This window comes from Xylanimonas allomyrinae (genome assembly GCF_004135345.1).
Taxonomy (GTDB): Bacteria; Actinomycetota; Actinomycetes; order Actinomycetales; family Cellulomonadaceae; genus Xylanimonas; species Xylanimonas allomyrinae.
In genome coordinates this window covers 317,772-334,857 of the sequence record NZ_CP035495.1, presented here as the reverse complement: position 1 = coordinate 334,857, position 17,086 = coordinate 317,772, and the positions used below count along the sequence as shown (strand labels likewise).

The following is a 17,086-nucleotide window of genomic DNA, read 5'->3' as shown; positions in this document are numbered from 1 at the left end:
GTTCTCACACGCCCGCCGGGCGTGCTCTCCTTTCGTCGGAAGGGCGCGGACGCCGCAGCAGCGACGCCAGCGAAACCGCGGCGCGCAGGCGCCGCCACGGTGAGGCCTGGGCACGCAGATCACGGCACTCCGCCTCGACCAGGTCCCAGAAGGCGTGTGCCTCGTCGTCGGTGACGACGGAGTCCGAATAGGTGGCGCGGTCCGACTCGTGCGCGAGCGCCAGGGCGGTGCGCGTACCGAACGTGGTGGCCATCTCGCGCCGGGTCCGCCCGCTCCACCCGCGAGCGCCCTGGTCGACGGCCGTGTCCACCAGCTCGTCCCAGCCGCTGGCGATGCGTTCGCGCACGTCCGGGTCCCGGCGCCGCGAACGACGCCGGAGCGCCTTGGCGAGGACGACCGTGCCAGGCGGCCCGAGCAGCAGGACCAGCACCAGGATCCCGAGGGCGACGGCGCGCAGCACCGGCCACAGGCGGCTCGGCCCTGCGTCACCGTGGGGCTGGTGCGCCGCCCGCCGTGACCCGCCGCTGCGTGACGGGTCCGGCGGCGCGACCTCCTGGGCCGTCTTCGGCAGAACCTCGGTGGCGTTCTCCGGCAGCCGGGTGTCCTGCGGCCGGTCCACGATCGGCTTCGTGTACTGCGGTGTGACGTCAAGTGCCGCCCAGCGCCCGTCCGCGCCCTGCACCTCGACCCACGCGGCCATCGACGCGCCGGTGCACACGCCGTCGGCGCACACCGGGAACCCCGGGTCGGCCGGGTCGTGCGCGTCGGCCGTCAGGCGTGCCCCGAGCACCACGCGCGCCGGGAACCCGAGCTGATCTGCCAGCAGCGCGGCGGCCGTGGCGAACTGCTCGTCGTCACCGACCGCCCCCACGAGCGTCTCCTCCGGCGCCCCGGCGCCGTCCACCGCCATCTGACGCTCGTTGAGCGCCCGGAACATCTGGTCGATGCGACCCAGCGAGTGACCTGCCGCGCTCGGCACGTACGCGTACCCCTGCGGGGCCAGCGCGGACACCCACGGCATGGTCGCCGCGTCCACGTCCACGTCGTGGCTGAGGTACCCACGCGCCCGCAAGGTCTCCACCGCCTTGACCAGACCCGGTCCGCCCGCAGGGACGGGGTTGGCGTCGAGCCAGTCGAGCAGGCTCTGCGGAGGTTTCCATCGCGGGCTTCCCCCCGGGGCCGTCAGCGTGCTCACCTCCGCGCGCGCCGGGGCTGTCGCGTCGATCCGGTACCTGTCCCCCTCGCGCAGACCCCCCGGCGCCGTGTCGACGGCGCCGCCTGCGGCCCGGTCGAAGTAGAAGCCGTCGGTCAACGCCCGGGCCCGCGCGCCCTGGAAGGTGACCGACTCCGGCGACCCCGCGATCGGCAGCCACAGCGGCGTCACGGCGCCCAGGTGACCGCCCGTGACGGTCACCTGCGTCGGCGTGCCGGGCAGCGGGGTCAGGCGCGACGGCACGCGACGCAGCAGGGTGGGCTGCGAGGGCGAACCCACCGTGAACTCGCGCCCGTCGTACGAGGTGAGCACCGCCAGCCGCACGCGGTCCGGCATCGGGCCATCGGCGCGCACCGAGAACAACGGCTTCTCGTAGGTGTCGGCGTCGAAGAACCGCCGGTAGAGCGTCAGCGGGCTCACTGCGGCGCGCACCGCCAAGTCTGGGCCGTCGCCGGTGCGCAGCACCTGCCGAGGCTGGTCGTCGACGACGGGCGCCACCACCACGCCGACGACCACCGCGACCATCAGGACCCCGCCGCACGACGCCGCGCGCAACGCGGCCGGTCCCGCCTTGAGCCGAGGGGCCGGAAGCCCACCCGCGCGCGCGGCCCGCCGCAGCGCACCCACACGGGCGGCTCGTGCCCGCCACGCCAGCCAGCACAGCGCCACGAGGAACCCGCCCAGGCCCAGCAGCGCCTCGCGCTGCGAGGCCAGGTCGACGCCCGCGACACGCCACGGCGTCCCCGGCGCGTCGGCTCCGAAGAGCAGCCCGAAGACCTGCGTCGCCAGCAGCAGCGGCACGGCGAACCCCGCACCCCGGCCGGGCCGCCACGCCAACGTCAGGCCCCCCAGCGCCCCGGCCAGGAACACCACCAGCGCCGGCGCGAGCAGGTTGCGGTACCCGCCCACCGGGAGGTCGACGGTCAGCAGGTCCTTCCACGCCGTCACGACGCCGAACAGCACGCCGCGCGCCGAGGCCAGCACGCCGTCGGACCACACCGGCATGACCAGCGTCAGCCCGATTCCCAGGTACGCGAGGGCGGCAGCGCCCGCCACCAGCGCCCCCGAGGGCCACCGGCGCCGCAGCACCGCGATCGTGGCGCCAGCCGCCACCGCCGCACCCACCAGGGCCAGGTACGACGTCGAGCGGTAGATCGGCCAGGCCGCCGCCGCCGCCACACCGAGCATCGCCAGCACGAACAGCGCGTCGCCCGCCTCACGCGCGCTCCACGGCGTGCCACGCCGGTGCGAGCTCACGAGGACACCTCCCGCGACAGCAGCTGACGCAAGTCCTCCAGCACGCCCACGGTGAGCACCGTGAGCGTGCCGAGCTGCCGCATCACCGGGTGACTCCGAGGGTCGCAGACGACACCGAGGACGGCAGCGTCCCCGGGGAAGGTCAGCGCCGCGCGGCGCAGGCGACGCAACCCGACCTCCGAACCGCACACCACGACGGCGAGCGACATCCGCTCGCTCGACTCCGCGGCCAGCCGGCACACCTCCTCGATCGGCATGGTCGACGCCGCGAGCTCGACCCGGCACACCGCGTCGAGCAGCGCGCGCGGCGCCACCGTGGGCAGGGTGTCGATCGCACGCACCCGCGACCGGACCAGCTCCGGGATCTCCGCGCTCACCACGGCGTCCACGTCGCGCCCGTCCCGGATGCCCTGCACGGCCATCGACGTCGCCGCGCTGACCGCGAGCTCGAACTCCTCGTCGTCGCGGTACTCGCCACGTGCGCAGCTCAGGACGACGGCGATGCGCGACCGCATCGACTCCTCGTACTGGCGCACCATGAGCTGGCCGGTCTTGGCAGTGGACTTCCAGTGGACCTGACGCCAGGAGTCGCCCGGCGCGTACTCCCGCAGAGCGTGGAAGGACACGTCGGCGTCGACGAGCCTGCGCGTGGGCGCCCCCTCCAGGTCGCGCACCAACCCCATGCTCGTGGACGGCACCGTGACCGTGCGGGGACGCACGAACACCTCGTGCCTCCCCGGCCAGGCCGTCTCGCGTCGCAGCACCCCCACCGGGTCGGACCGCACCGCCGTCACCGGGCCCACGACCACCACGCCGCGACGCTCTGCCGGAACCACCAGCGGGCGCACGAGCGAGCGGCCCGGCAGCAGCAGCGGCACCGGCACCTCGGCCAGACCGTTGCCGATCGGCACCTCCAGCCGAGTCGGCAGCACGAGGCGATGGCCGTCGTTGACGACCCGGACGTCCGCGGACGCCGCGTCGCCCACGACCACACGATCCTGCGACAGCTCCAGCGTCACGTCGACGTCGGCCGAGCCGAGCAGGAACGGCACGGCGAGCAGCAGCACGACGCCCGCGGCAAGGCCCGCCACGACCCACTCGGTCCAGCCCCACACCAGCCCCCCGGTCGACCCTGCGGCCGCCACGCACAGCACGAGCCAGCCGGCAGGCGTCACGGAGCGCCGCACGGCCGCGAAGGCGCGCACCGCCCAGGCGCGCAGCGCGCGTGCCGCGGCCGCCACGCGGACCGTCAGCGTCACCACACGCCCGCCCGACCCCGAGCTGACGACGGTGCGCGTCACCGTCCCCGTACGGGTCGCCGTACGCGTGAAGCGCGACTCGGTCTGGAACGACATGCCGGCTCAGCCCGCGTGGCCGCTGGGCGGCGGCACCTCGAGCACCACCTGGGCGAGCACCGCCTCGGCGGTGACGCCGTCGAACTCGGCCTCGGGGTGCAGGATCAGCCGGTGCGCGAGCACGGGCTCCGCGAGCGCCCTGACGTCGTCGGGCACCACGTAGGTACGGCCCTCGGACGCCGCGCGCGTCTTGGCGGCGCGGGTGAGCGCGATCGCGCCGCGGATGCTGGAGCCCAGGCGCACCTGCTCGGCGTCACGCGTCGCGGCGACGAGGCGCGCCACATAGTCCATCACCATCGCGTTGGCGTACACGTCCCGGGCCAGGGCGCTGAGGCTGGCGAGCGCCTGCAACGTGACGACGGGTGGGACGTCGCGGCGCGGCGAACCCGACCCCTCGATGATCCGGATCGTGGAGGCGTGGTCGGGGTAGCCGAGCGACGTCTTGAGCATGAACCGGTCGAGCTGTGCCTCGGGCAGCCGGTACGTCCCGGCCTGCTCGACGGGGTTCTGCGTCGCCACCACCAGGAACGGCGACCCGACGTCGCGCGTGTGCCCGTCGATCGTGACGCGGCCCTCCTCCATCACCTCCAGCAGCGCCGACTGCGTCTTGGGCGACGCACGGTTGATCTCGTCGGCCAGCACCACGTTCGCGAAGACGGGGCCCGCGTGGAACTCGAACGCGCCGGCTCGCTGGTCGTACACGGTGATGCCGGTGACGTCGCCGGGCAGGAGGTCGGGCGTGAACTGGATCCGCGAGCTGGTCCCCTGGATCGACTGCGCGACGGCGCGGGCGAGCGACGTCTTGCCCGTCCCCGGCACGTCCTCCAGAAGGACGTGCCCCTCGCTGGCCAAGGCGGTGAGCACCAGCTCGACGACGGCTCGCTTGCCGATGACGGCCTGCTCCACGTTGTCCACCACGGCGGAAAAGGTCTGCTCGAACCAGGTCGCCTGGTCCTGCGTGATCGTCATTGGTCTTCCTTGGTCGTGTGGCGGGTCGAAGTTGGCGTGGGCGGCCCGGTGCGGCGCGTCCAGGTCTCGAACGTGGCGGTCACCGATGGGGCGGCGACCCCGGCACCGCGGGCGCGCGTGCGCCGGACGGGCTCGCGGACGGCGCGGGGGACGGCGACGGCGACGGTGAGGGCGACGGCGTCGGCGCGGTGAGCGGGTCGGAGCCGGCGGCGACCTCGTCGCCGTCGTTGACACCGTCGTGGTCGGTGTCCGGGTTGGTCGCCGACGTGTGGTGACGCGCCTCGTCCGGGTCGCTCAGACCGTCGCCGTCCGTGTCCGCCGGCTCGCAGTCGGCGTCGGGCACCGTCAGCGTCGCGGCCGCGAGACCGGGGCTGTCGGGCCAGCTCACCCTGACCTTGACACCGGTGACCCGCTCCGCGATGGCCGGCACGTCGACGGTCCCCGTGAAGTCCTGGTGGGGCGGCCCGCCCGTGCCCGCACTCGCCGCGGTCGCCGCCAGCAGCTCGACCTTCGCGGTGCCGCCCTGGGCGTCGGCCTCCAGCTCGAGGGGATCGCCGGCCACGCACCGCGCCACCGTGACGCCCGCCACCCGCACGGGGTACTTGCGTCCGCCGTCGATCCACACCACCGGCGCCTTGTCGCTGACGGTGCCGGTCGGCGGGTGCTCGAACCACACCTGGTACTGGAAGTCGGTGCCGAAGCCGTCGTTGTGCTCCGACTTGAGCGTGAACCCGCGCGGCGGGACGGTCCCACCGATCGGCTGCGACGCCGTCGCGTCCGTGAGCTTCCACGTGGCGCTCTTGCCGCCGTTGTCGATCGTGGCCACGGCGTTGACGTCGTACTTGTAGTCCGTCGGCGCGTCCGGCACCTTCACCGCCCACTGATGCACGGGCGCGGACGTGCTCGTGCCGAAGAGCGTGTCGCCGACGAAGGCTCCCGCGCAGGCCACGACGTCGAACGCGTCTCCCGCCGCCATCTTCAGCGTCGTCGACGCCGAGGCCGCGGTCGGCGAGCACGGCTGCCCGCCGACGGCGAAGCCGTACAGGGCCCGGGCGCCGCTGTCCACGCTCACCGCGCTCGCCTCCACCGCGACCGACGCGCTGTCGCCCGTCACCGTCACGTCCGTCACCTTCACCACGGGCACCGACGGCGCACCCACACCGTTGCCGGTCGCCGAGATCGACGCGTCGGCCACCGCCCCCGACGGGCCGGTGCCGGGCGGGACGTCGTACTTCGACTCGGGGACGACCGTCACCGTGCCGCCCGAGTTGGCGAGCGCGACCTCCCGCTCGGCACGACCGTCGGTGACGGGGACGTTCTTCACCTGCTCGGTCGGGGTCCGGACCGTGACGCTGGCCGTGTGCACGTCGACACCCGTGACGACGATGCGCACCTTGCCGCCCACGTCCGGGTTCGGCACGGGATCGATCTCCAGGCGCGAGGGCCGGCCCGGCGGCGCGTACGCCCACACGTCGGCAGAGGTCACCGTGCCCCGCGAGCGACCGATGGCGTTGCTCGCCGCGACCTCGTAGCGCCGCTTGTCCCCGGGCGGGGCCTGGATCGGGTTGCACCTGCCGCTGACGTCGCACCGGCCCACCTCGGTGCCACCGCGCAGCACGACGAACCCGTCGAGGGCCGGATACGCGCGGGCCGCCTCGCCCGGGGTGACGGCCAGCGTGACGCTGTCGGCCGCGTAACCCACCTGGGTGACCCCGACGGGCGCCGCCGGAAGACCCTGGAAGTCGACGGTCAGCCTGCCCGCGTTCGGCCCCGAGCCCACGACGGGGTCCGAACCGTCGGTGACGACGTCGAACGTCGTCGTGCACGTGCCGCCCGGCGCGTCGGCCGCCGGCACGATCGACACCGACTTGTCGTCCTTGCGCGAGAACGTCAGGCCACGGCACGTCCCGTGCGGGTCGACCGTCCGCAGCAGGAGGCCAGACCCGCGCGGGTCGACCTCGCCCGTCTGCCCCACGACGGTCGCCTGGCAGGAACCGTCGGTCTGCTTGCACGTCGTCACGACCGTGGCCCCGCGCGGCAGGCCGTCCGGCCACGGGCCGATGCGGACCGTCAGCCCCGCAGGCGCGACGCCCTGATAGTTGGTCACCGTCACCTGCAGCACCGCCACCGCCCCAGGGACGGCGTCCTTGCCCGCCACCAGCGTCAGCGTCGTCCCGGCCTGCGCGATGCTCACCCCGGTGGCCTGGCCCGACACGGCGACCTGCGGAGCGACGTCACCGCGCTCGTCGCCGGGCCACGAGACCATGTCGGCGAGGTCGTACTTCACGGTCGCCGTGGGACTCACCGTGAGCGCCGCACCCGTCAGGGCAGGCTCGGGCCGCCGCGGCACCACCTGGATCGGAACCGGGATCATCGTGTCGGTGCTCTGCCCGTCGAAGCGCACCGGCACCAGGCACTGGTCGGCCCACGGCGCACCGCTCCCCGCCCGGTACTCGACCTGCGTGCCCGACGTGGCGGCGCAGCGAGCCTTCGCCCGCGCACCCGACGCGGCGACGGCACCCCCGACCTTGAGCGTGCGCCCCGCCGGGACGACCACCTGGTCGGCCATGTCGAACCGCACGGTGCCGTCCTCGTCGACGGTCACCGGCGGAGCCGAACCGCCGCGCGCGGGCGTCAGGTCCGCCGCGGCGGGAACGACCAGGAACCCGAAGGTCTGCGGCGCCGCGTCGGGCGCGTCAGGTGGGGCCGGGGCCGTGAGCGAGAACGGCACCAGCCGCCCGGCACCGCCCACGCTGCCACGCAGCCTGGTCCCGGAGACGGTGACGCCGTCCGCCAGCCTGCCGCCGTCGCCCTCCCACACGGCCAGCGTCATCGTCCCGATGTCGCCGCCCGGCCAGGATGCCTTGCCGTCGACGACGTCGACGCCGTCGACGAGGTTGTCACGCGTCTCGACCGTCAGCACCGTGTCGGCCACGACCGGGAAGTTGGGCACCGCCGAACGCACCGCCCGCAGGACGATCAACCCGCTGCCGACGTTCCCGGACTCGCTCGTGACCTGATACCGGAAGGACAGCCGTCCCGGCTCGCCGGGCGCCGCGATGTCGACGGTGTCGGCCTTCCCGGCCGCGATCGCGGAGGCGTTGCGCACCAGCCCGGCCAGCCGGTGGTACTCCGGGGTGCCCACCGGGACGTTCGGCTCGACGCCCGTCACGTGCAGGACCCCACCCGTCGGGTCCAGGTCGTTGCCGAGCACGTCGACGTGCACCGGTTCCGTGACCCCTGCCTGCACCTGCGCGTAGTCGGTGTAGGTCACGGGCGCCGGGTCGGCCGTCTCGTCGAGCACGCCCACCCGGACGGTGCCGCTGGCCTCCCCGCCACGCCCGTCCTCGAGCCGGTACTCGAAGCTGCGCTGACCCGAGTCGCCCGCCACGGACGTGTACTCGATGGCTCGGCCGTCGGCCGAGACCGCCGCCGCACCCCGCTCCGGCTGGGTGACGATCGCAGCCAGCCGGACCGGATCGCCGTCGGGGTCCACGCCCAGACCGTCGAACGGGATGCGGGTGGTCTTGCCGGCGAGCACCCGGCCGCTGAGCGCCGCAGGGCGCGGCTTGCGGTTCGCGACGTCGTCGCCCACGACGTGCACGGTCACGGCCGCGGCGTCGGCGAGGGCCGGGTCGCCGTCCGCGAAGACGCCGTAGTCGACCCGGTAGTCGCCCGACCGCTCGGGCGCGAGGATCCGCAGCACCGAGCCCGACCCGAACGCGAGCATCGACGCCGCGGACGACCGGACCGTGCGCGGGTCCAGCGTGGCCGGGGCGCCCGACGCGGTGAGGTCGTTCGCCGTCACCGGCACGTCGACCTGCGCGCCGGCCCGGACCGTCACGACGTCGTCCACCGCGACCGGCAGCTCACCGGCCGGCTCGGGGAGCAGGAACACCGTCGCCTCGCCGTGCGCGGCGCCGCCGGGCTGACCGGTACCGTCCGTGACCTCGTAGCCGACCGTGCCGATCCGCCCCGGCATCGCGTCCCGCGTGGTGCCCGCGACCCGCAGATAGGCCGAGGCCACCGCGTCGACGGTCAGGTTGCCGCCCGGTGCGGCCGACGGCCGCACATCGGTCAGCATCAGCACCGAGCCGGCCGGGTTGTGGACGGCGGCCAGCACGTCGGCCGTCACGTCCTCGCCCGGACGCACGAGCACCGTGACCGGCGCCGTCGCGAGAGCGGCGTCCTGCGGGTCGACGACGGTGACCCGCACCGTCGCCTCCGCCTCGGAGGCGCCGTCAGTCACGGTGTACGTCAGCCGGTAGGTGCCGGGGGTCTGCGCCTCGAAGTCGAACGCCCCGGCGCTTCCCGCCAGCGTCGCCGTCGCCGCCTCCTGGTCCATGAGCTGGACCTGCGAGAGCCGCATCCGCCCCGCGGTGCCCGACACGTGCGGGGTGACGTCGATGCTGGTCGTCTCGCCGGCGTGCGCGACGGTCGCGAACGACTCGGCCTCGACCACCGGATCGCCGGCGACCGTGACCGTCAGGTCCTTCGTCGCGGTCGCACCCAAGGTGTCGGCGACCGTCACCGTGATCGTGACCTCCTCGTCCGCCCCCGCAGGGTTCTCGTGCTGGTAGACGACGGTGCCCTCAGGCTCGAACGCCACCCGCCCGTCGCCGCGCGTGACGGACGCGCCGATCAGCACCGTGCCGTCCCCGTCGGGGTCCACCCAGTTCTCCAGCACGGGCACCTCGACGGTGCCGCCCGGGGCCACCTGCGGGCTCGGCCACTCCATCTGGCAGCCGGCGACGATGCCGTCGCCGCACCACCTCGGCGCCCCTTCGACGTCCTGCTCGGCCACCGTGAGGGTGACGGTGGCCGGTGTCACCGAACGGCGACCGTCGACGGCGGTCCCGTCGGTGACCTCATACGTGAAGCTCGCCTGCCCGCGGGCCTGCGGCCCCGCCGCGAAGACGAGGCGCTGCCCGTCGTCAGTCACCGACAGCGACCCGAACGCCGGGTCGAGACCGGTCAGGCTCCCCGGGTCGATCGTCAGCACGTCTTCGTTCGGGTCGTGGTCGTTGAGCAGCACCGGCAGCGTCGTCAGGACCCCCTCCCCCGAACGCACGCCGAACGCGTCGTCCACGGCCACGGGAGGCGCGGGCTCCCGAGCCTCCTGGGTGGCCTCGCCGGCGTCGTCGCGCGACGTCTGCTGGACGTCCACCTGCTCCCAGTGCTGGCTGGAAGGCACCAGACGCCCGTCGGGCACCCGCCAGACCCACCCCGCGGTGGTCTCGTTGAGGGCGATCCCGCCGTCGGTCGTCACGAACCGAGGCGTCGGCTCCGCCTCGAGTGCGGCGCCGGCGTAGTCCAGCGGCACCGTCTTGCCGGATGCGGACGACCACAGCGTGCCGACACCCTGCCCCTGCGCCAGCCAGGCCGCGTAGGCCACGCCGTCCACCCGGACCGGGGCGGCGGGGATCCCACGGTCCTGCGTGGGAAGGACGACGCTCGGGGCACCGGCCGGGCTCACCTCGAGCAGGCCCGTGGGCGCCGCCACGAGGAAGGACTCGGAGCCCTGCTCCCCGGCGGGCTCGGCGCGCTGCGGCACGACCTTGCCGTCGAGGTCGAGCACGACCGGCTTGTCCGCACCGGCGATCCACATCGTGTTGCCCTGGAGCACGGCCCACCGCTCCCCCAGGGCGGTCACCGTGATGCCCTCGCCCGTCGGCCCGCGCGGCACGGCCGCGAGCTGGACGTCCTCCCCGGTGCGCAGGTCGTGCTGCAGCACCGATCGCGTCGCCGACGAGTACGCGGTCACGACGCCGTCGTCCGCGACCGCCGCCGCCACCGCGACGAACGGGTCCGCGTCGTCGTCCCCGGGCGCGCGGCCGTCGATCCGCACGGCAGCGGCGGGGTCGTCGATCCGCCCGCCGAACAGCCCCCCGTCCTGCGTCACGTACGCGATGAAGCCGCCCGCCGACACGAGGTCGGCCCCGGCCGACATCGACGGCAGGTCAGCGAGCGCCGCGCTCGTGTAGTCCACGGGAGACGCCTCGTCCACGACCGCGGCCTTCGACCCCCCTTCGGGGAACACGACGGCGGTGCTGGAGGTCTGCGCCGCCATCGCGAGCGGCCGCTCGATGCCGCGCACCGTCTCCAGCTCGTCGAGGTCGAGGTTGACGCGGCCGTAGCGGCCGGACCCGGTGTTCAGCACCCACACCGTCGGATCCGAGGCGTGCGGCTCCTGCGCGTCCAGGCCGGGCCACATGACCGCACCCGTCGCGATCGCCGCGACCCCGACGAGCGCACCGCACGCCGTCACGACGCGACGCCAGCGCGCCATCTCAGATCACCCCCGTGAGCGCGAGCGCGACGACACCGCCCACGAGCACGGCGACCGCTGCGACCGTCGCGGCGACCACCCAGGGCCACGTCCGGCGCCGGACGGCGGCCGTTCCGGTCCCGCTCCCCCGGCTCGCCGCCGGGGTGCCGGGCCTGCGCCGCGAGGTGTGTTCCACCCGCGGCCTGGGCACGCCCCGCAGGGCCGAGTCGTCCAGGGTCAGGTCACGGCGCTCGGCCGTCCAACGGTCGCCGGCGACCTCCAGCGCCGTCGGGACCAGGCCCATCTCGTGCTGGACGCCTTGCAGTGCCTGCGCCACCTCGAGGGCGCTGCCGTACCGCCCGGACGGTTCGCGCGTCATGGTCCGCGCCAGCACGTCGTCGAGCGCCGCAGGGACGTCGGCACGCCCCGTCGGGACGTAGGCGGCACGCACGATGCGGCGCACCAGGTGCTCTCGGCTGTTCTGGCCGGCGGCGCCGGGGCGCTCGAACGGGCTGCGGCCCGCGAGCAGCGAGTACACGGTGCCTCCGAGGCTCCAGACCTCGGAGGCCACCGTCCCCGCCGACTTCTCGGTGACCACCTCGGGTGCGCTCCACGGCACCGACATCGCCGCGGCCGTCCCCGGCGCGGAACCCCGCAGCGACGTGGCGATGCCGAAGTCCGCGAGCACCGGCGTGCCGAAGTCGGTGACCAGGATGTTCGACGGCTTGACGTCGCGGTGCAGCACCCCCACGCGGTGGGCGCTCTCCAGCGCGCACGCGATGCGGACCCCGGCGTCCAGCACCGCCGGCACCTTCAGCTTGTCGTGACGGAAGCGTGCACCGAGCGAGACCGGGCAGTACTCCATCGCGATGTACGGCCGGCCGTCGGCGGAGACGCTCGCCTCGTACACGGTCAGGATCGACGGGTGCGACGACAACCGCGCGAGCAGGTCGGACTCCGCGTAGAACATCCGCCGCATCTCCGGATCGGTCAGATCCGCCAGCAGCACCTTGACCGCCACCTGCCGTCGCGGCATGTCCTGCTGATAGAGGAAGACGTCCGCGAAACCCCCGGAACCGAGCGGGCTCACGTACGTCAACCCAGGGATCACCGGCGGGGACGACGGCAGACGCTGGCCCACGCGTTTCCTCCTCGGCGGTCGACGGCTGACAGACCTGCCGATTCTGGGACAAACGCGATCGTCGCGTGGCGCCGCGTCGCACCACGACGAACGACGAGCGCGGGTTGTCGCATTCTGTCCACGTCACGGCCCGCGAGGGCCGCGAGCACGTCGCCGACGTGGGCGTGAGTGCCCCCGCCCAGACTCGAACTGGGAACCTACGGATTAGAAGGCCGGTGCTCTATCCATTGAGCTACGGAGGCGTTGGCGCCATCGTACCGACGCCCGCGCCGGCTCTCGTCGCTCTGCCCGGGAAAAGGGCTCGCCCGACGTCGTCGCGCGCTGACAGACTCGACGACGCACCGCGGTGACGACACGCCGGCAACCGCCGGCGTCGGAGGGGACCTGGCCCGTCCCACGCACTCCACGTCACGAAGGAAACGCACCATGGACCCGCAGCTCGCCCTCGAGACCGTGAGGGCCGACTACGAACGGCGGCTGGAGGACGCCGCCCGGGAACGCGAGGCTCGAAGCGCGCAGCGTGCGCGGCGAGCCGCCCGGCGCCGCGTCGCCTCCGGCGACCACGTCGAACGGACCACCTACCTCGTGATCCTCGGCAACACGCGTATCGCATGACCTGCGCGCCGGAACCCTCCCGGCGCGCTGCCGGACAGCCTCGGCGCCCTCGCCCGCCCGTCACGGCCGCGAGGGCGCCGGGGCACTCGAACCCTCGGCCCACGTACCCTGGGACTCGTGAGTGCTGCCAACCCTACCGACCGCATCGTGTGGATCGATTGTGAGATGACCGGCCTCGACGCGCGCGCGGACGCGCTCGTCGAGGTCGCCGCCGTCGTGACCGACTCCGAGCTCAACGTGCTGGGCGACGGCGTCGACGTCGTCATCACCCCACCCGACCAGGCCCTGGCGAGCATGGGCGACTTCGTGCGCACCATGCACACGACGTCGGGCCTGCTCGACGAGCTGCCGCACGGCGTCAGCGTGGCCGCCGCCGAGGCCGAGGTGCTCGACTACATCCGCACCTGGGTGCCCGAGCCCGGCAAGGCGCCCCTCGCCGGCAACTCCGTGGGGACCGACAAGATGTTCCTCGACCGCGACATGCCCGAGCTGATCGGTCACCTGCACTACCGGATCATCGACGTCAGCTCGATCAAGGAGCTGGCCCGCCGCTGGTACCCGCGCGTGTACTTCGCCTCCCCCAAGAAGGACGGCGGCCACCGCGCGCTGGCCGACATCCTCGAGTCGATCGACGAGCTGCGCTACTACCGTGAGGCTCTGCTCGTGCCCCAGCCGGGGCCGGACTCGGCGACGGCGCGCGCCATCGCCGCGCGAATCGGCGAGACGTCGGTCACCCGGCGGCCCGCCGTGTCCTGAGGCGCCCGCAACCTCGGGTATGCTTTCCGTCGGCCGGTGCGCAGGCACCTGCCGACCTTGGTGGCTATAGCTCAGTTGGTAGAGCGCCTGGTTGTGGTCCAGGAGGTCGCCGGTTCAAGCCCGGTTAGCCACCCCACCAGATCGCCCCAGCCCCGCGAGACCTCGCGGAGCTGGGGCGATCGTCGTCGCTGGGGTCGGCGCTACCGCCCGGACCGGGAGCGTGCCCGCGCCGCCCGCGCCCGCAGCACGAGCACGGCACCGGCCACGAGCAGCAGGGCCGCCGGGACCGCGACGGCGGCCGTCGACGCACCCGTGGCCGCGAGCTCCCCGACCCTCCGGCACGCACCGTCACTTTCAGGACCTCGTGAACCGCGGACCCGTTCGCTCCCGTGCCCACGACGTGCAGCTCGCGCGTCCCCTGCACCGTCGTCGCAGGAAGCCGCACGACGGCGGTCAGCACGCCGTTCGCGTCCGCCGTGCCCGCGGCGAGCTCGACGGGCCGGCTGTGCAGCTCGATCCTCACCGCCGTTCGCGGCGCCAGCCCGGACACCGTGACCTTGTACTCCTTGCCCACGTCGAGCGTCGTCGGGACCGTGCCGTCGAACAGCACCGTGACGGGTGCCGACGACGCCGGGACGCGCGGGCCCGGTGGCTGCACGGATGGTGGCGACGCCACGACCGCCTGCGGGGCCGGCGTGACGGACGGGCCGGGCGCCGGGGTCGGCGGCGTACCCGGTGCCGCCCCGGGCGGTGCCTCCGGCGTCACGGGCGGTGCCTCCGGCGTCGCAGGCGGCGTCACGGACGGCGTCACGGGCGGTGCCTCCGGCGGCGTCACAGACGGCGTCACGGACGGCGTCACGGGCGACGTCGCAGGCGGCGTCGCAGGCGGCGTCACGGGCGGCGTCGCAGGCACGGCCTCCGCACCGACCGTCGCGCAGAACGGCACGACGAACCGGGGCCGCCCCTCGATCTCGATCTCGACCGCGCCCGCGAACGTGCCCCCCGCCGCATACGCGTGGTTCGCCGAGACGGTGAACAGGCTCGCGGCGCGGCTGTCGACGGCGTCGGTACCGGCCACCACGCCCGGCGACGTGCTGCCGTCGCCCCAGTGCACCGTGGCCCTGACCTTGGCCACGGCGACACCGGGCGCGGCGATCGTCGCGACCGGCCCGTCGTAGCCCCCGGTCCCCGTCTGCGCGATCCGCAGACCCGCGGCAGCCGGGGTCCACGGGACCTGCGGGTCGGCCCAGAAGTTCGTTCCGCCCACCTGGAGCCGGGCCCCGAGCGGTGCCAGGCGCGCGGCGAACGCGTCGAAGCTGCTGCTGCGCTCCTGCGGCGCCCACGCCTTGTCGGCGAGCCCGGCCAGGCGCGGCCAGGCCATGTACTCGATGTCGGGCAGTCCGCGGAGCAGGGTCTCGCCCCACAGCGCGCCCTCGATCCCGAGCACGTTGCGCTCGGCGAGCCCGAACGTGGTGTTCAGGTTCTTCCTGGTGGTCTGATCGACCACGGCCGTCGGGTCCCAGGCGTAGGAGTGCCGGGTGGTGTACACGGGGTCCCGGAACCCGAGCCGCTGGCCCGGCGCGAACCGGTAGTCGAGGTAGGCCCGCTCGGTGGGCGAGAGGATGACCTTGCGCTCGCCCGCGAACCAGCCCGCCGTCATCTTGTTCTTGCGGTCTGCCCAGTACTGGTGCACCGCGCCCGCCGTCGGGCCGGCCGCGGGCACCGGTGTCCACGCGATGATCCGCTTGCCGTACCTGGCGGCGATTCCCTCGACCCGGCGCACGAACTCGGCGTACTGCGGCGCGGACACGCCCTCGGCCTCGTCGGCGCCGATGTGGATGTACTCGCTCGGGGAGATCTCGGCGACCTCGCGCAGCACGTCGTCGATGAACGCGTAGGTGCGCTCGTCGGTGACGCACAACGCGTTGCGGCTGATGCCCCCGGTCACCCGGATCGGGATGCTCGCGCCGGTGCAGCCCAGCTCGGGGTACGACGAGAGCGCGGCGTCGGAGTGGCCGGGGACGTCGATCTCGGGGACGACCTCGATGTACCGGGCGGCCGCGTACCGCACGATCTGGGCGAAGTCCGCCTTCGTGTAGTGGCCCGCGATCCCGCCCTTCATCGAGGCGGACGCCCCGTGGCCGGTGAGCCTGGGCCAGGAGTCGATCTGCAGCCGCCAGCCCTGGTCGTCCGTCAGGTGCAGGTGCAGGCGGTTGAGCTTGACCGCCGCCATCTCGTCGAGGACGGCCTTGACCGCGTCGACGTCGATGAAGTTGCGGGCCGGGTCGAGCATGAGGCCTCGCACGGCGAAACGCGGGTGGTCGGAGATCTCGACCGGCGGCACGGCCCAGTCGACGACGTGCTTCGTCGCATCCCCTGCGACCCACACGGGCAAGAGCTGGAGCAGGGTGCGCGTCGCGTTGAACGCGCCGTGCCCCGTCGAGGCCGCGACCTCGACTCCCCTCGCCGAGGCCGTCAGCCGGTAGGACTCCTTCGCCGCGTGCCCCGCGGTGCCGGCCACGGGCGCACCGCCCCGGAACACGATGTCGGACGCCGACGGCGACGCGGCGACCACCGGTAGCGCGTACCCGGTCGCCGTGCGGAGCTCGGCGGCGAAGAGCTGTGCGACGTCCTCGTGGGCCTCGGCGACGATCCGCGTGCGGGAGGTGATGCGGAACGGAGCGCCGGGCAGCGACGTCTGCTCCGCGGGCGCGGGCACGAGCCGGGCGCCGTCGGGCACGGGGCGAGCCTGGGTCTGCGGGGACTGTGCCGGCGTCAGTGCCGGCGTCTGTGCCGGTCCCTGCTGCGACGCCGCCGGGGCACCGTCGTCGGTGCTCGCCCTGGGCGTGTCCCACACCTCGAAGCGATAGAGCGACAGCCCGAACCGGGTCGCGGTGGACGCCGCCTGGACGCGCACGTACGAGTACGCCTCGCTCGTGTCCACGTGCAGCTCCTGGACGAGGTGCCCGCTGGTCGCCGCACCCGTCGGGGTCACGACCGTTGCGAGGGTCGTCCAGGTCGCACCGTCTTTCGAGACCATGAGGTCGTGCGCGGTGGGGTACGCGGCCTCCCAGTCGAGCACGACCTTCAGGATGTACGTCGGCTCGGCCAGCTTGAGCTGCACCCAGTCCCTCGACGGGTCGTAGGACATGACCGGGGCCGTGGTCCGCGTGTACCGCGACCCCCACCGGGTGGCCGGGTCGCCGTCGTTGACGTGCCCGACGGAGAACCGTGGGTCGGGGTACTCCGACGCCGCGCTCGCAACGGCAGTGCGCGCGACGTCGCGGCTCTCGGCCGCTGCGGCCGGCGGAGTCCCGGCGAGCAGCGTCGCACCGAGCACGACGGTCGACAGGAGACCGGCCGCGAGCGGGCGCAGGCGCGGGCGGCGATGGGGGCGGTCGTTCACTCAAGGCTCCAGGGAGGCGTCCGGACGGATGAAGCCTCACTGTGCTGGGCGCGCCGCACACCGTAAAGAAACGAACGCCCGAACGATCAGCGGCTCCGCCGCGTCT

8 protein-coding genes and 2 tRNA genes are annotated in these 17,086 nt (G+C 74.0%); 3 read left to right on the top strand and 7 right to left on the bottom strand.

Annotation, left to right across the window (positions count from 1 at the left end; translation table 11 throughout):
• Positions 1 to 4: 4 nt before the first annotated feature.
• The 6 genes from ET495_RS01475 to ET495_RS01450 form a co-directional block, all read right to left on the bottom strand.
• Positions 5 to 2,470 carry a transglutaminase domain-containing protein gene (locus tag ET495_RS01475; protein ID WP_129202041.1) on the bottom strand — a complete coding sequence of 822 codons (2,466 nt, stop codon included), beginning with the start codon at positions 2,468 to 2,470 and terminating at the stop codon, positions 5 to 7.
• On the bottom strand, positions 2,467 to 3,825 hold the full coding sequence (locus ET495_RS01470) for a DUF58 domain-containing protein (RefSeq protein ID WP_129202039.1): 1,359 nt from the start codon (positions 3,823 to 3,825) through the stop codon (positions 2,467 to 2,469). Before ET495_RS01470 ends, ET495_RS01475 begins: the two co-directional genes overlap by 4 nt.
• A gap of 6 nt (positions 3,826 to 3,831) precedes the next feature.
• Positions 3,832 to 4,794 (bottom strand): AAA family ATPase, encoded by a 963-nt coding sequence (locus ET495_RS01465; RefSeq protein ID WP_129202037.1) that lies wholly within the window; start codon positions 4,792 to 4,794, stop codon positions 3,832 to 3,834.
• Positions 4,795 to 4,873: 79 nt separating this feature from the next.
• Positions 4,874 to 11,083, bottom strand: a complete 6,210-nt coding sequence (locus ET495_RS01460; protein WP_129202035.1) for an Ig-like domain-containing protein — start codon at positions 11,081 to 11,083, stop codon at positions 4,874 to 4,876.
• A 1-nt stretch (position 11,084) separates the two neighbouring features.
• Entirely contained in the window at positions 11,085 to 12,203 is a 1,119-nt protein-coding gene (locus ET495_RS01455) for a serine/threonine-protein kinase (RefSeq protein ID WP_129202033.1), read from the bottom strand.
• A 169-nt stretch (positions 12,204 to 12,372) separates the two neighbouring features.
• Positions 12,373 to 12,445 (bottom strand) — tRNA-Arg (locus ET495_RS01450).
• A 184-nt stretch (positions 12,446 to 12,629) separates the two neighbouring features.
• Here ET495_RS01450 and ET495_RS01445 point away from each other — a divergent pair.
• From ET495_RS01445 to ET495_RS01435, 3 genes are all read left to right on the top strand, one after another.
• Complete coding sequence (locus ET495_RS01445; protein ID WP_129202031.1) at positions 12,630 to 12,818, top strand: hypothetical protein; 189 nt, start codon at positions 12,630 to 12,632, stop codon at positions 12,816 to 12,818.
• Positions 12,819 to 12,983: 165 nt separating this feature from the next.
• Entirely contained in the window at positions 12,984 to 13,574 is a 591-nt protein-coding gene (orn, locus tag ET495_RS01440; protein ID WP_342770133.1) for an oligoribonuclease, read from the top strand.
• A 60-nt stretch (positions 13,575 to 13,634) separates the two neighbouring features.
• Positions 13,635 to 13,710: transfer RNA gene (locus ET495_RS01435), tRNA-His, on the top strand.
• On the opposite strand, the gene ET495_RS01430 is transcribed toward ET495_RS01435, so the two are convergent.
• Positions 13,699 to 16,980 (bottom strand): family 20 glycosylhydrolase, encoded by a 3,282-nt coding sequence (locus ET495_RS01430; protein ID WP_129202028.1) that lies wholly within the window; start codon positions 16,978 to 16,980, stop codon positions 13,699 to 13,701. The genes ET495_RS01435 and ET495_RS01430 overlap by 12 nt on opposite strands.
• Positions 16,981 to 17,086: the final 106 nt, after the last annotated feature.

Excerpts from the sequence above, each read along its gene's own strand:
- ET495_RS01470 (WP_129202039.1), bottom strand. The coding sequence starts at position 3,825 with ATGTCGTTCCAGACCGAGTCGCGCTTCACGCGTACGGCGACCCGTACG.
- orn (WP_342770133.1), top strand. The coding sequence starts at position 12,984 with ATGACCGGCCTCGACGCGCGCGCGGACGCGCTCGTCGAGGTCGCCGCC.
- ET495_RS01465 (WP_129202037.1), bottom strand. The coding sequence starts at position 4,794 with ATGACGATCACGCAGGACCAGGCGACCTGGTTCGAGCAGACCTTTTCC.
- ET495_RS01445 (WP_129202031.1), top strand. The coding sequence starts at position 12,630 with ATGGACCCGCAGCTCGCCCTCGAGACCGTGAGGGCCGACTACGAACGG.
- ET495_RS01460 (WP_129202035.1), bottom strand. The coding sequence starts at position 11,083 with ATGGCGCGCTGGCGTCGCGTCGTGACGGCGTGCGGTGCGCTCGTCGGG.